This is a genomic window from Cellulosilyticum lentocellum DSM 5427 (assembly GCF_000178835.2).
GTDB lineage: Bacteria > Bacillota > Clostridia > Lachnospirales > Cellulosilyticaceae > Cellulosilyticum > Cellulosilyticum lentocellum.
The window spans coordinates 576989-593346 of the sequence record NC_015275.1 but is presented as its reverse complement, the minus strand read 5'-3'; the positions used below and the strand labels follow the sequence as shown (position 1 = coordinate 593346).

13 protein-coding genes are annotated in these 16358 nt (G+C 33.2%); 2 read left to right on the top strand and 11 right to left on the bottom strand.

From position 1 onward, the window contains the following. Nucleotides 1-53 precede the first annotated feature (53 nt). Nucleotides 54-950 (top strand): AraC family transcriptional regulator, encoded by an 897-nt coding sequence (locus tag CLOLE_RS02640; RefSeq protein WP_013655522.1) that lies wholly within the window; start codon nt 54-56, stop codon nt 948-950. Between the two features lie 5 nt (nt 951-955). On the opposite strand, the gene CLOLE_RS22765 is transcribed toward CLOLE_RS02640, so the two are convergent. From CLOLE_RS22765 to glpK, 7 genes are all read right to left on the bottom strand, one after another. Then, nucleotides 956-1150, bottom strand: coding sequence for a hypothetical protein (locus CLOLE_RS22765; RefSeq protein ID WP_162145059.1), 195 nt, complete (start codon nt 1148-1150; stop codon nt 956-958). Nucleotides 1151-1269: 119 nt separating this feature from the next. Further along, nucleotides 1270-1590 carry a (2Fe-2S)-binding protein gene (locus CLOLE_RS02635; RefSeq protein ID WP_013655521.1) on the bottom strand — a complete coding sequence of 107 codons (321 nt, stop codon included), beginning with the start codon at nt 1588-1590 and terminating at the stop codon, nt 1270-1272. 316 nt (nt 1591-1906) lie between these two features. Next, nucleotides 1907-2476 (bottom strand): pyridoxal 5'-phosphate synthase glutaminase subunit PdxT, encoded by a 570-nt coding sequence (gene pdxT / locus CLOLE_RS02630; protein WP_041712880.1) that lies wholly within the window; start codon nt 2474-2476, stop codon nt 1907-1909. Between the two features lies 1 nt (nt 2477). After that, complete coding sequence (gene pdxS / locus CLOLE_RS02625) at nt 2478-3356, bottom strand: pyridoxal 5'-phosphate synthase lyase subunit PdxS (RefSeq protein ID WP_013655519.1); 879 nt, start codon at nt 3354-3356, stop codon at nt 2478-2480. 193 nt (nt 3357-3549) lie between these two features. Continuing rightward, a complete protein-coding gene (locus tag CLOLE_RS02620; RefSeq protein WP_013655518.1) occupies nt 3550-4125 on the bottom strand; it encodes a DUF6434 domain-containing protein in 576 nt (191 codons plus the stop codon). 72 nt (nt 4126-4197) lie between these two features. Continuing rightward, the gene (locus CLOLE_RS02615; RefSeq protein ID WP_013655517.1) at nt 4198-5388 is read right to left on the bottom strand and encodes a DNA glycosylase AlkZ-like family protein; all 1191 of its coding nucleotides are present in this window, start codon (nt 5386-5388) and stop codon (nt 4198-4200) included. A 136-nt stretch (nt 5389-5524) separates the two neighbouring features. Beyond that, nucleotides 5525-7036 carry a glycerol kinase GlpK gene (glpK, locus tag CLOLE_RS02610; protein WP_013655516.1) on the bottom strand — a complete coding sequence of 504 codons (1512 nt, stop codon included), beginning with the start codon at nt 7034-7036 and terminating at the stop codon, nt 5525-5527. 327 nt (nt 7037-7363) lie between these two features. Between glpK and CLOLE_RS02605 the strand changes: the two genes are divergently transcribed. Then, the gene (locus CLOLE_RS02605; protein WP_013655515.1) at nt 7364-9088 is read left to right on the top strand and encodes a hypothetical protein; all 1725 of its coding nucleotides are present in this window, start codon (nt 7364-7366) and stop codon (nt 9086-9088) included. 254 nt (nt 9089-9342) lie between these two features. Here CLOLE_RS02605 and CLOLE_RS02600 read toward each other — a convergent pair whose 3' ends face one another. The 4 genes from CLOLE_RS02600 to CLOLE_RS02585 all read right to left on the bottom strand — a co-directional run bounded on the left by CLOLE_RS02600 (nt 9343) and on the right by CLOLE_RS02585 (nt 16185). Further along, on the bottom strand, nt 9343-10422 hold the full coding sequence (locus tag CLOLE_RS02600) for an ethanolamine utilization protein EutH (RefSeq protein ID WP_013655514.1): 1080 nt from the start codon (nt 10420-10422) through the stop codon (nt 9343-9345). 143 nt (nt 10423-10565) lie between these two features. After that, on the bottom strand, nt 10566-12602 hold the full coding sequence (locus CLOLE_RS02595) for a M28 family peptidase (RefSeq protein WP_013655513.1): 2037 nt from the start codon (nt 12600-12602) through the stop codon (nt 10566-10568). A 307-nt stretch (nt 12603-12909) separates the two neighbouring features. Then, on the bottom strand, nt 12910-14091 hold the full coding sequence (locus tag CLOLE_RS02590; RefSeq protein WP_013655512.1) for a MalY/PatB family protein: 1182 nt from the start codon (nt 14089-14091) through the stop codon (nt 12910-12912). Nucleotides 14092-14820: 729 nt separating this feature from the next. Beyond that, nucleotides 14821-16185: an MATE family efflux transporter gene (locus CLOLE_RS02585; RefSeq protein WP_013655511.1), complete on the bottom strand. Its 1365-nt coding sequence runs from the start codon at nt 16183-16185 to the stop codon at nt 14821-14823. Nucleotides 16186-16358: the final 173 nt, after the last annotated feature.

Genomic DNA, 16358 nt, shown 5'->3' with positions numbered 1-16358 from the left:
TTCTTGCAAAATATCCATTAAAACTAACACTATTCTGCTATGGAGGTACCAAAATGATTGTTAAAAAAGATTTAAGTTTAAAAGAAAATAATATCCATGGAGATTTTTTACTTCCTATTATGAAATATCACTGCATTGTTCCTGAACATTTTGCTTTACTCCCTCTCCATTGGCATGAAGAAATGGAATTTACACTCATACAAGAAGGAACTGCTCTTTATCACATCAATTTAGAATCCTATGAAGTTAAAGCCGGAGACCTCATTATCATTACCCCTTTTGTTTTACATGACATTCATCAGCAAACGACTTCTTCTATGACCTCAGATACCTTTGTTTTTAATCTCAGCATGCTTAATCTGAAAACACCAGACGCTTGTTCTATTAAATATCTGTCTCCTATATTTGAGGAACAATACACCTTTCCCTACATTATTCATCCGGAAAGCCCTAGCTATCCTAGACTTCTGGCTTTGTTTCATCAGCTTAATTCTTTCTATACAAAGCAAAAAGAAGGCTTTGAATTAGGTATTAAGGCTACTTTATTTGAATTTTTTGCTGTGCTTTTTTCCCATGGACTAGCACAAAAAAATTATAATGTTACCTTGAATAGCTCTCACTCGGAAAAGCTTAAACTAGTTTTAGATTACATTAGCCAAAATTTAAATAAACCACTGTCTATTAAAGAACTAGCTAACATTTGCCAGTTTAGTGACTATTACTTTATGAATTTCTTTAAAAAATATACCGGTATGACCTGCGTACAATATATCAATATCCAACGTTTAGAGCTAGCTGCTGATTATTTACGTACAAAAAACCTACCTATTATGGACATAGCCTTAGAGGTAGGTTTCGATAACATTTCTTATTTTAATAAATTATTTAAATCTAAATATCATGCGACTCCCAAAGAGTATCGTGCTGCTTGTAAAGCACTTCATTCTTAGTTAATCTAGCGCCACTCATTAGCAGCTTCTAGATAATATTCTATAAGCTGTGGCCTAGGTAAGGTATTCGCCAGTATTATGCCTTCATCAATCTTTTCGTCCTTGCTAAAGGCAAATAGTCTCTCTAATGTCTCATCATTTAAAAATCTAGTAGCTACTTCTAACTTTAGCTTTTTAATCAACTTTTTCTCTATAATCAATTTGATTATTCTTTTAAATTAATAAAAGGCTTAGGCAAATTGTGCTTACCTAAACCTTTTAACTATCATCCTAATGTTATCCTGTTATTATTTGATTACTTTATTGGTAAGTCAAACTACTATTTTTTTATATCAATAACATTTTGAATAAGTGCTTTACATCTACCACAAGATGTACCTGCCCCTGTAATTTCTCCAACCTTTTCAACTGTATCAGCACCATTTTTTACTGCTTCAACTACAGAAGCTAAAGATGTTCCTGTGCAACCACATACAGAAGCTAAAATTTCTTCAATAGCTTCAGTGCAGCGACCACAGCTTGTACTTGCTCCTGTTTTTTCTTTGATTTCTTCTATAGTACGTGCTCCTTCAATCATTGCTTTTCTAATAGTTATATAGTCAACTTGTTTACAGTGACAAATCATTCTGTTTCCTGCCATTTTTATTTCTCCTTAAATAGGTTTTATAATATATAGTATAACTTATTATAACAATAAATCTACCTATTTTGAAATACTATTTAATAATAATTATTTTCCACTTCTTGCAAGTTTGTTATTTCTTAAGGACAGGTATCTTTTCATTCTATTTTTTTAATATATTTTAGCTTTCTCTCAGGGTTCCTTTTCTGGTTTTCATCTATAAAATCTTTCTCCTGATTTTCTTCAAGATCATGCCTAAAAAATATTATCATATCATTTATATTTTAACTGAAATTATAAACGTCTAGATATACATTTATAACTGTAATTTCTTTTAGCATAAATCTTTTACAAAATAATGGTGAAAGCTCGTATCAGTCGTTAATTCTGGGTGAAAGGAAGTCGCCAGCATATTTTTTTCTTTGCATGCCACTATTTCTCCTCTTACTTCCGCTAAAATTCCTACCTGTTCTCCTATTTTACTTACTAATGGTGCTCTAATAAAAACAAGAGGAATAGCTTTCTCCACAGCATTAACCTGCTGCATTGTTTCAAAGCTTCCTAACTGTCTTCCATATGCATTACGTCTAACCGTAATATCCATGACTTCTAGATGCTTAGTAGTTTCTTCTTCTATTTCTTTGGCTAATAGAATCATACCTGCACAAGTCCCCCATACTGGCAAACCTGCTAGAACCTTTTGTTTTAAAGGTTCCAGCATATTAAAGACTCTAAGCAATCTACCTAGTGTCGTACTTTCACCACCAGGAATAATTAAACCATCTATTTCCTCTAATTGGCTGATATACTTAACATCAATACTTTTTACTTCTGGTAGCTGAGCTAAAAGATGATGGTGTTCTTCTACACCACCTTGTAAGCCTAATACACCAATATATTTCATTCTACCATCCCCTTGATGCATAAAGCTGCTTGTCATCTAACTGTCTTATATCTAATGAATCCATGGCTTCACCTAATTCTTCTGATACCTCAGCTAATACATTTGGATCATTGTAGTAAGTTGTTGCTTTAACAATGGCTTCTGCTCTTTTCTGTGGATTCTCAGATTTAAAAATACCAGACCCTACGAACACACCATCTGCACCTAATTGCATCATAAGTGCTGCATCTGCTGGTGTAGCTATTCCACCTGCTGCAAAGTTAACTACTGGCAATTTACCAGTTTCTTTAATGGTTAAAATAAGTTCATAAGGTGCACCTAATTCTTTGGCAATAGTCATTAGTTCTTCTTTGGTAGCTCCTACAACTCTTGCGATATCTCTATTCATGGTACGCATATGTCTAACAGCTTCAACGACATTTCCTGTCCCTGCTTCTCCCTTTGTACGAATCATAGAGGCGCCTTCTCCAATACGACGAAGTGCTTCTCCTAAGTTACGTGCACCGCATACAAAAGGCACTTTAAAATCATGCTTATTAATGTGATAATCTTCATCTGCAGGTGTTAATACTTCACTTTCATCAATATAATCAATCTCTAAACACTCTAAAATTTGTGCTTCTACAAAATGTCCAATACGCACTTTCGCCATAACTGGAATACTAACAGCAGCTTGAATCTCCTTAATCATCTTAGGATCAGACATTCTGGCAACTCCACCATGTTTACGAATATCTGAAGGGACTCTTTCTAAAGCCATAACCGCTACAGCTCCAGCTTTCTCTGCAATAATAGCTTCCTTAGCATTAACAACATCCATAATAACGCCGCCCTTTAGCATTTGGGCTAAATTCTTATTAAGCTCTAATCTATCACTCATATCCATTCTCCTTCTTACATTTTTGTACCGATACAATTGTTTTATTTCTTCCGGAAATTAAAGGTATGTTAGCATAAATGATAGTATATGAAAACATTTATTTAGATTATTCACTATTGTATTTTATTTTGTATCCATACAATTTTATAACATAATAAAAGCCGTCCAATTTTAGACGACTTTTTGTTATCTTCTATTGTGTCAATGCTTTTAAATCTTTCTTCTCATACCTGTTATGTCCTTGAATACTCTTTTTATACTTCCAACACTTAATAGCATCTTCAAGAGTCTTGCTTTCATTATCAGCAAAGAAATCTCTAATATAAGTATTATATTCAAACTGTTTATCTATCTTGGTTAACCCTTGTTTCTTCTCTTCTACTATTTGATAATAGACTTCTATAGCTTCCTGATAAGTTTTTCCACTATTTGACTTTAACCATTTCTGAAATATTACATTAAAGGAAAATGATTTTCCTATTGTTTCCTTAAAAAACGCTCTATGTTTTTCAGAACATCTAAAATTATTCTCAATTATGCTATTTTTGGTTATATCTCCTATATCAATTGTTGTTTTATTCGCTGGTATTGCTCTCTTCTTTTCACCTGTCTCTAAATAATGTGCAATACGTTCTGTTAACTCTTGCTTTCCTCCAGTTGTCGAAAGCTTTTCTGCACGACAAAAGGATACTAGCTCCTGTTTCAGATAATAAAAGTCTCTAAATTGATCACTATTTATATTTTTTGATAAATTGGGTCGTTCATTCATAACTATCCCCTCTCACTATGTTACTATGCTTTATTTGAATAAGTTTAAGTAAATATCTGATAGGGAGCTAAGCTATATAGGTAAGCTTACAGGAGCAGGAACCTCTAGGTAATTTGCAAACTCTTTTATACTGCTGTCAATTGCCTCTAACATCTCACTTGTAATAGTCACTCCTGATTCCCACCACCAATTTTTAATAGTTAATGGTGTATTTCTCCTTACCTTTTCGGGTTCAAATCTAGCAATCATTCTATCTCCATATAAAACGGGTAAAACATAATAACCATATTTTCTTTTTTCTATAGGAGTATATACCTCCCAACGATAGTCGAAATCAAATAGTTGAGAAATCATCTCTCTATCCCATAGCAAATTATCAAGGGGTGCTAAAAATTTCACCTTACATTTACTATCATCAGCATCAAAAAATCGTATATGATCTTTTGCTACATAAAATGGCTCTTTTATATCCTCTACTGATAACTGTACTATTTCTCCCTTTTCAACTAACTCCTGTAATATTCTTTCCCTAAGCTTCTTCTCTGACAAAAACTGTCCTTGCCAAGCTCCTCCTCTTTTATCCCACAATAAACCAACACTGCATACTCTGCGTTTTACATACCACTCTAGAAATTCCTCTTCATTTTTAAAATCTTCTATCTGTAAGTCTTTCTCGTTTAAAACATGAGCTGTAAAATCATATATTTTTTGAGTCCCTATTTTATCAGCTACGCATAACTCACCTATATTATACAGATAATCAAGTGCTGCACTTGAAAGTTTCTTATGCCCCCAACGACTTTCTCTATTTTCACCAATAGAGATATCCTTTGATCCTATCCTCCCTTTTGTGATAATGCATTCCCTAATTTCATCTAATATATCAAGTGCACCAAGTTGATTACGATAATTCAATGTATTTTTCGTGCTCTCACTTTGAGCAATTCTTACTCTGTTAAATCTATTAAAATCTTCTGCCAAGTAGATACACATTTCTTTGTCAAACCCATCCACTAGCTTATGTTGTGTATATAAAAGTTCTTGTAGCATTTCCGGTTTATAATCTTTTACCCTAGACTGTAATACTAAGTCTGCATTTCTTCCTACTACATTTAATGGATCATATTGAATACTACCTACCTGCTTAAAATAAGCAACTATTCCTGCCATTCCTACGTAACCTTGACTATCATTTAAGTTGTGATAGTTGATAAGAAACTGCCTAGCTTGCTTTCTTGATATCATTTGTTTTAAGTCTCCCATAAAACTCCCCTTTACTCTTATTATCTCAAGATATATATGACAATAGCATATCATAAAAGTAATACTAATGCCCTCTTTCTGTATAATAAAAAGCACAAAAAGATATCTTTTTGTGCTTTATTTTAACTGTTATATGCTATTGTTCTAATTGATCTTCCATCTCCCACGCCATACAACGCTTAACGGCTCTTTTCCAGCCTCTATATGCCTTATCTCTTTTCTCTTCTTCTAAGCTTGGTGTAAAAGTACAATCCACTCTCCATTCTTCTAAAATCTCACGCTTATCTTTCCAATAGCCTACAGCTAAGCCTGCCAAATAAGCTGCTCCAAGTGCTGTTGTTTCAACGACCTTAGGTCTCACTACTTCTGCTCCTATAATATCTGCTTGAAACTGCATAAGGAAATTATTCTTGCTGGCTCCACCATCTACTTTAATAGAAGTTAGCTTATGTCCTACATCTTCTATCATTGCATCAATGACATCCCTACATTGATAACCTATAGACTCAAGAGATGCCCTTATAATATGATTTCTATTAGTACCTCTGGTTAATCCAACAATGCCACCTCTGGCATACATATCCCAATAAGGTGCCCCCAATCCCACAAAGGCAGGTACTACATAGACGCCTCCACTATCTTTTACCTTACTTGCAAAATAATCTGTGTCGGAAGAGTCATTCACTAATCGTAGTTCATCTCTAAGCCACTGTACTACTGCTCCACCTACAAATACAGAACCTTCAAGTGCATATTGTACTTGTCCATCTAATCCAATAGCAATAGTTGTTAAAAGTCCATTTTTACTTTTTACTAGCTCATCACCTGTATTCATGAGTACAAAGCAACCTGTTCCATAAGTATTTTTTACATCGCCTTTATCAAAGCAGCCTTGTCCAAATAAAGCAGCTTGTTGATCACCAGCAACGCCTCCTATAGGAACACGTATCCCACCTTTTGTTCCTAGATTAGCATACCCATATACTTCAGAAGAATTTTTCACTTCTGGCAAAATGCATTTTGGAATATCAAGTAGGTCTAATAATGTTTGATCCCATTCCAATGTATTAATATTAAAAATCATGGTTCTAGATGCATTCGTATAATCTGTTACATGTACTTTTCCATTGGTTAATTTCCAAATAAGCCAAGTATCTACCGTTCCAAAAAGTAACTCTCCCTTGTTAGCTCTTTCTCTGGCACCTTCTACATGATCCAAAATCCACTTAATTTTAGTAGCTGAGAAATAGGCATCTAAAACGAGTCCTGTGTTTTTCTTGATGTAGTCTTCCCACCCCTTTGCTTTGAGTTCTTCACAAAAGTCAGCTGTTCTTCTACATTGCCATACAATTGCATTGTAAATAGGTACTCCAGTTGCTTTGTCCCAAATGATTGTAGTTTCTCTTTGATTAGTAATGCCTATGGCGGCAATATTTTCCTGTGTTAAATTGTTCTTTGCCATTACCTCTTGAAGTACACCGTACTGAGAAGCCCATATCTCCATTGGATCATGTTCCACCCAGCCTTCCTTAGGATAAATTTGTGTAAATTCCTTTTGGCTACTTCCTATTATATGTTGCTGTTTATCAAAAATAATAGCTCTTGAACTCGTTGTTCCTTGGTCCATTGCAATAATATATTTTTCCATCTTATCGCCCCTTTAATAAATTACCTTTTCACCCATTCTTCTCCTAATTATATGTGTAAAGTACTATTTAAGTCAAAAAGTATTATTTCAATCTTTACTATTTTATCTTGATATTGTTTTAGTTTTTACAGGTCTATCTTTATAATATTCTCTATGTATTCTATACATAAAATACCCTATCATAGATTGTAGATAAACTATTTTATGTAATCATTTTCAATCTTTTCGATCACTCCAAGTAAAATCCCTATATACATAAACTATATTTGCAATTGGTTTATCTACACCTATTAATCTAAGACCTATATTACAAAGGAGCGTGCTAAAATGAATACTATGAATTTTTCAACTGCAATCTTTTTTAATGAACCTGAAATTAATTATATTAGCCAACATAATCTGTGGGATTTTTTAGATGAAAAACTTAACTGGATTACTGCTCATGCGCCTATTGCAAAAATCTATCTAGAAACTCATCGTGGTGGCAAATATGTTTCAAAAGAAACACTTATAAGAATGAAGGATTTGTGCAAAAAAAATAATATTGAAACAGCTGGAGGAATTACTTTAACCACTACTCCTACAAATCATGACTCTGATTTATTTACCACCTATTGCTACTCCAATCCTAAAGATTTAGAAGATATTAAAGCTATTGTACGATATACGGCTGAGCTTTTTGATAGCTACGTCATCGATGATTTTTTCTTTACTCACTGTAAATGTGAGCTTTGTATTAAAGGAAAAAAAGATTTATCTTGGGCAGAGTATCGTACGCAGCTTCTGAAAAAAGTCTCAGAAGAAGTTGTTATCAAAGAATCTAAAGCCGTTAATCCTAATGTACAAGTGATTATTAAATATCCTAACTGGTATGACGAATATCAACAATCTGGTTATAATCTAGAAATGGGCTCTACCCTATTTGATGGTATTTATACAGGTACTGAAACCAGAGACCCTCTTCATACGCAACAAAATTTACAACGCTATTCTTCTTACTTTACAATGCGCTATTTAGAAAATACCAGACCAAATGGCAATATGGGGGGATGGTTTGATACATTAGACTGTAGCTATAACTTAAATAGTGTAGCCGAACAAGCTTATCTGACATTGCTTAGTAAGGCTAAAGAAGCAACTATTTATTCTCTAGGTACGCTTATTAGAGAAGATCTTATATCTGTTCCTGTTCTTGGCTATGTTTTTGAACATGTTGATAGACTTATGCCTATGCTAGGATCACCTATAGGTGTAGCTACTTACAAACCTTTCCACTCTTCTAGTGAAAATTACCTTCACGGTTCTTTAGGTATGTTAGGCATTCCTCTCGAGCCTACTCCATATTTTCCTATGGAGGCAAATACACTTTTCCTAACAGCATCTGCTGCTTGTGACAAACATATTATCAGTAAGCTAAAAGACTACTTAAAAGGAAAGCATACACTTATTCTTACCTCTGGCTTCGTAAAGGCCATGGCCCAAAAAGGATTAGATGAATTAATAGATATTAAAGTCACTGATTCTAAAATAAGTTCTAATCATTTTGGTGTTGGCTGGTATAGTTGTGCTTATAATCACTATGCTACAAGCCCAGAACCTATTACTTTCCCAATACTTGAGTTTGCTACAAACGATACTCAAAATACAATTGCAGCACTTACTAATAATAAAAGTTACCCTATTCTTCTACAAACCAACTATCACAATAGCCAAGTGTATGTTTTAAACATACCTGATGAATACGGTAGCTTAGAAAAGCTCCCTCAAGATGTATTAAATTATATAAGGAAATTATGCCTTAAAGATTTTAAACTTGAAGTTAATGGACCTGCTCCTTTTAGTGTATTCCTTTATGATAATGAAACGATTATCCTTTATAACTTCACGGACCATGTAGGTGAGTATTCCTTGATAATTGATAATAACTGCTGTAAACTACAAGACTTGGATAGTAATAGCTTCATTACTGGTGATATGGTAAATAGTAAAAATACCTTTAATTTTAAAATTAACTCTCACCGTTTCAAGGTGTTAAAAATAGTATCTAACTAAAGCCTATCTTATATCAACTTTATATAAAAAGAAGCCTTGAGTTTTAAGCTTATAAAGTCATCTCTATAAGCTATACCTCAAGGCTTCTTTCTACTAATCATGTGTTTATTGCAAAGTTAAATATTCTCATCATTTATACTCTTATTTCTATAAACTAAATCATCTCGCTCACTAAAACCTATGCTTTTCACCCCACCTTCTACTTAATAAGTACTTTTGTTATTCAATCTCTGTTGGCAACATTTATGCTTATTTTATAAGTTATCCTCTGCTTTTGTCATAAGCACTGCCAATATAATAGCTATAAAACCACTACTTAATTTTGCTATAATCATCGGTAATAACATATCAGGAGCCACATCAGCTGTATAACCCAGATGCGCAGCAAATACCGCAATACCGCTTACAAAAAACGCTGTAGTTACTACTTTTCCTCTTTCATTCATCTCTGGAAAAAGTTTAAATACCGGCAACACACTAATACAAGAGAATAAAATTCCACCAATAGAAGATGCATTTAATCCAAGTAATTCACCTAACTTTTCAAAAGGCTTCTTAAGTAAATTTAAAATAAGTGTCATCAGTGGTAAACTTCCTAAAAGTACAATACAAATACCTGATACTGTCTCCATACAACTCATAATACTTGGCATATTAGGAATAACCTCTATATCGGTTAAATATGTAAATGCTGCTAAACCCAGTCCTATGGTAGTAATCATTTTTATACCTTTTCCAAAATAGCTAAAACCTTTTACCATCTGCTTTTGCTTAAAAATAAGACCTAGCATTAAACACAGTGCAATGAGTAAAATAGGGATACTATTAATGATAACAACTTTTATAGGTAGTCCCATTAAAATACCACCTATAATGCTTCCAAAAGGAATAGGAACTAAACCTATTAATAACCCTTTAGCAAAATAGGTATGATCTTGCTTTGGAATCAAACCTAATCCTACAGGAATAGTAAAAACAATTGTCGCCCCCAACATAGTTGAAACAATAAGTCCCGAAAACTGTCCTATTTGTGGATTCTCTGCTAGTGCCATTGCTAATGGATAACCTCCCATATCAATAGCCAAAATACTAGCAAACATAGCTGGATCTGCACCTAACAAGTGAAAAGTAGGTATAATAACTGGCTTTAATACTTCTGCCAGAAAGGGGGATAAGCAAATAATTCCCACCATACTTAAAGCAGTCGGTCCTAAGCACATAAAACCCTCTTCAAATTTTGCACCTAATCCCCACTTATTACCCAGAATAGAATCAACCGCTCCAATTATAACGCCAATTCCCATAATAAACATTAAGATTTCATTCAATGACATGCGATGCCTCTCCTCAGATATTAAATATTGGTATTTATCCACTCTTAATCAAAAGCTAGAATTTAATGGCTTTCTTATCAATTAGATATACTTTTGAGCTACTTACAGGTTCACATACTTTATTTAGTCATTCCATAAGCTAGTTATAGTCTATCTCTATCTAGCTTATTAAGCATTTCTTCCATATAGCTATAAAATGTCTCTAAAAAAAACTTCTCATCTTTTAATATATCATCTAATAAATTCTGTTGTCTTTCATAGACTTCTTCTAACTGCCTTATTTCATTCTCTACATTAGGTTGTCGTATTTTTATTTTTGCTTTAAGGCTATGAACAATATCAAATAAATCCTCATGCCCAATAATCCTTCCAGCTCCCCACTTTACTCTATCTATAGGTTGACAAAGCACATAGTCTGTAAAATATTCATAGACTTGTTTTTCAAATAAAAAGGCATATTTGTTATTATCAATTTGATAAATTGAAGATAATGCTTCTATAATCTCTTTTTCCTCTAAAGCTAAAATAGCTTTCTTTATACACTGTAAATTCTTAATGATTATTTCATGTGGAAAGTATACCTCATCATGCCAATTAAGTCTTACAAGTTCGTCCTGTTCTCTAGCAAAACCGGCTAATAACTGTTTTTCTAACCAACGATAATCCCTATATATCTCCGCCGCTTTTTCAGTATTCTCCTGCATTAAATAGGTCAAATATTGCTTATTTACACGCTGCACATAGGCATAAAGCTGTTTACTCAATCCTTTTAGCTGATTGAGTAAGTTATTAATTGCCTTTATATCCATTAATGATTGATCTATGGAACAGAGACTTCTCCCCATTTCTTCAAATAATCTCATAAAGTTTAGTGGTACAACTGCTGTCTGATCTAATGCCATAACTAACTTAGTATAAAACTTATGATGGAATGTATAGACTGCCTCATTGTAAAAATCTTTGTTATCAAACTGTGAGTGATAGTGTGTCTCCATAAAGCTACCACTACTAAAATCATTCACCATAGATGGAATTCCTGCTATGGCAATAGAAAAATCATCTGACCATGTTTCAATAGGATAGATCACTTCAATCCCTTCCGGATAGGCTTCCTCAGGAACTCTTATTTCTTTAATAAATGCATCAATAAACTCTGCATACTCATAAACACAACGTACTTTATCCTTCTTTCCATGGGCATGAGCAGGTAATTCAAAATTCAAATCTGCAATTACTTTTCCTTTCCAATCAGGGTGTACATGGAAGACTTCTTCATAAGCTCCTGTAGACCAGTCATACTTAGAATTAATAAGTCCCCACTCTTCTGCAGCCATAGCGGTAAAAACAAGTGTACGCTTTGGCCTATAACCACTTTGCTTTATTGCCTTTGCAATGCCCAGAATCATAGCCACTGCCACATTATCATCTTGAAAACCTTCAAAATAAGAATCATAATGTGCTGAAAGCAAAATCATAGCATCAGAGTCTGTCCCCTGTATCTTTCCTACGATGTTATATGTCTTTTGATTGGGCTTTACAATAGAAATAGCATCAAAGGTAACCTCTATTTCCGACCTAACCTTTAATGCCTCTTTTAAATAATAGGCATCTCTTTGTGAAATAGAAAAAGCCACCGCTTCACTGGGCCCAGCTATATCTTGTGCATTAAGTGCTGTTTGATCTATCTCACCATATCCACTTGCTTGTACTGCAATTAAAGCTGCTGCCCCTTTTAAATAAGCTTCATAAACCGGAAAATTAATCCACCATTCATCTCTTTGATTAATATCTACTAACACTAACTTTCCTTTTACATCAACACCTTTATAATCCTCAGCTGTCCCCTTTTCTAAATAAACCATGGAGAATTTTTGTGGTCCTTCAGTTTGAAACTGCGTTTGATAAGCTCCTAACTCAAATTGATAACTCTGACCATCTAAGTCCTCAAAACTCAATTGCGCCTTTTGGAATTCCCAACTATCTACAGTAATTTCATCCTTAGTAATATGCTCTAATCCAATTTGCTGCATCTCTTTATAAATGAGCTGCCCTGTTAAGATTTCTGCCCTAGATCCAGCTGTCCTAAAACCAAGTTTTGTATTACATTTATAGGTCTCTAATTTTTTTGCAAATTCATAAGCATAATGAATATCAATATATTTTTCTACTTTATCTCTCATCTCTCATCTCTTCTTCGCTTCTTTCTTATAAATTCAGAATACTTATGCACCTATTATCCCATATTCATCATTATTTTTCCAGTTGGATGAAATGGACTACTAATCTACAACATGTATAGCGTAAAAAATTCCAACCCTAATAATAAGGTTGGAACTAATATATTCTTTATTATTTTACCTGTCTACTTGACTGGAAACACTTTAATCTTCTTTTTGTTTCTCTTTTCCTTTTACTATTTAACTTTTTAATTTACTTTTATTATCTTTTATTGTTTTTTGTTCTATATATCTATAATCTTATTATTTCTTATACTCTTAATGCCTTAATACTTGTCCATAACTGCTCTAAAGCTTGATTTAGAATCTCTCTAGGACAAGCAATATTAATCCTCTCAAATCCTTGTCCTGACTCTCCAAAAGTTGAACCACTATTTAGCCATAAATTTGCTTTCTTTACAATGAACTCTTCTAGAGCTTCTTCCTTTAACCCTAATGCATTAAAATCTAACCATACTAAGTATGTTCCTTCTGGTTCTACTAACTTAATTTCTGGTAATTTTGTCTCTATGAATTTCCTTAAATATTCAAGGTTTCCCATAAGATAAGTTTTAAGTGCCTCAAGCCACTCTCGCCCTTCTGTATAAGCTGCTTCACAAGCTACTAACCCGGCACTATTTAATTGACTATAACCTATTCTAGCAATTTCTTTTCTTACCTTCCGTCTAACACTTGCATTTGCAATAAAAATATTAGATACTTGAAGGCCTGCTAAATTAAAAGTTTTACTCGGGGCTGTACAAGTAATCGTAATCTCTTCATACGCCTTATTTAGATTCATAAATACTTCATGTTTATAGCCTTGATAAATAAAATCTTGATGAATCTCATCACTTACCACAAGAATTTGATGCTTTAAGCAAATATCTCCTAGTTTGATAAGTTCCTCTTTCGTCCATACTCTTCCTACTGGGTTATGTGGATTGCAAAGAATGAAAAGCTTAACCTGATGTTCTACAATCTTTTTTTCAAAGTCATCGAAGTCAATAGAGTATCTTCCATCTTGATAAATGAGCGTATTACTCACTAACTTTCTATCATTATTTAAAATCATCTTACTAAAAGGATGATAAACAGGTTGTTGAATTAGTATACTGTCACCTTCTTTGGTTAAGGCTCTAATTGCCATAGCAATAGCAAATACTACTCCTGGTGCCTTGATTAGCCATTCTTCTTTGACCTTCCAGTTATGATAAGTCGCCATCCAATTAGAAACTGCTTCAAAATAGGATGTACCCACTTCACTATATCCAAAAATACCATGCGCTGCTAACTCATTTAGCCTCTTAGAAACCACCTCAGGCACTTTAAAGTCCATATCAGCTATCCATAATGGTAAGATATCCTTTGGTTTTCCCCTCTCTTCAGTAAAATCATATTTTAAAGAATTAGTTCCCTTCCTTGGGATAATTTCATTAAAGCTATATGACATCTTACTCATCCTCTCTGTCTATTTTTTCTCTAAGCTATCATCTTTGTCCATTCATACATTCTTATATTTAAATTTCTTATTTGTCTGGTTTTTCTTATTGTATGCTTAGTTCACTCTTCGTTGCTAATATTTATGCTGAGGTATTAGTGAATTCTTCTACTGTTTCAGTTACAGCAGATAATCTTGCAATATATTATCAATGTCTAGAGCTTTTTCTATTTCCTCTGCCATTTCTGCATGAATTTAATATTTGTATATGTATAATTTACCTGATACTTTCACATCTTTTCATAGTCTCTATAAACTGGGGATTGCAATGATATACGTGAAAATAAAACATAGTCCTGGCATATAAATATACATATACATATACATATACATATAATTACAGTATCGCATATCATTGCCTTTAGTTTCTTTACCATGCTTTTCACAGGCATATATTTTATAGTATTTTTATATGTTTAGTATGTTTTAATATCATAAGATAAATATTCATAATTGTAAATACCATTTCGGAAATTATTAAAAACAAAAAATAAGAGGTATCTACTTAATCTCCAAAATAGATATCTCCTACCTTCTTATAATTATTGCGCTCTCAAAAGGAGCTTTTCTCTTTTTAAATACTCATCTGATTTAGCCCTATTCTTCATGCAAATTACTTTCTTTTGTAGTTTCCTTATAAAATCAGACACTTTCTCATTCTATTATATATAGCCAATCTATTTAATTTACCTTTGTCATCTCCATCTTTAATCTTCTTCCTACTGTAAGTAACATTGTCACATAACATGCTATTCCACCGATAAAATTAGAAATTGGCTCAGCCATAAATACCCCCGTTACTCCATATCCCATTCTTGGTAATAGTATGGTAAGAGGTACTACAATAATAACCTTTCTAAAGATTGAAAAGAATACTGCTTGTTTTGATTTGCCTAAAGCCACGAAGGTAGATTGCCCAGCAAATTGAAAACTCATCATAAAAAATCCGAAAAAATATGTAGCAAGTGCTGGTACAGCAACCTTTACCAAATCAGATTCATTGTTAAAAATCTTAATAAAAAAACTACCAAAGAAATGAACCATCATCCATGCTAGTGTTGCATAAACCACACACACAATAGTTGAAAACTTGATGCCAGTTATCACTCTTTTGTAAGCTTTAGCACCATAATTATAACTCATAACAGGTTGTGCCCCACTAGTTATTCCCTGCACAGGCATCATCACAATTTCTCTTATAGAATTAATAACGGTCATAACCCCTATATAAAGATCTCCACCAAAAACTGATAGCGTTGCATTGCAAACTACCTGAACACTGCTATTTGTAATGGCCATAACAAAACCAGAAGACCCTAACCCTAAAATTCTTTTCACAATCTTACTATCTAACTTCATATCCTTTTTCCTTAGTTTTAATATAGTTTGTTTTCCTGTTAAGAATCTAAGAATCCAAATGCAAGAACAAAATTGTGAAATGACAGTCGCCCATGCAGCTCCTGATACTCCCATTTCAAGTATATAAATAAAAATAGGATCCAAAACTAAATTAATAACCGCACCTAATGCTACTGATAGCATTCCTATTTTTGCGAAACCCTGTGCATTGATATAACTATTAAGCCCTAAATTCATCATAACAAAGATAGTCCCTAATAAATAGATACTAATATAACTGTCTGCATAAGGAAAAGTTATATCACTCGCTCCAAACAAATAAAGAATTGGCTTCTTTACTAATAGACCAACTATAGTCAGTACTATTCCTAGAATTAAAAGCATTGTAAAACTATTACTCATGATTTTTTCTGCTTTCTCATTATTCCCTTTGCCTCTTTCAATAGAAGACAATGGTGTTCCTCCCATTCCTATCAAATTAGCAAATGCTGTAATAATGGTAATAATCGGAAAAGTAAGTCCTAATCCTGTTAAGGCCACTTTTCCATCTCCAGGAATCCTTCCTATATATATACGATCCACCACATTATATAAAACATTAATAAGCTGAGCTATTGTCATAGGTAATGCCAATTCTATTATGTTTCTTGCTACGCTACCTTGGCTAAAGTCATTTTCACTTTTCATTTTCTTCCTCCTACTATTATGATAGCACGGATTTCACTATTATTTAATTATCCTTTGTCTTCATTTTTTAATAGTTCTTAATAGCATATAAACTTTCTATGTTTTTAGATGCAAAAAAACACCCTTTCGGGTGCTCTCTTCTCATACTCTCAAAAACAAATACTACAACTATT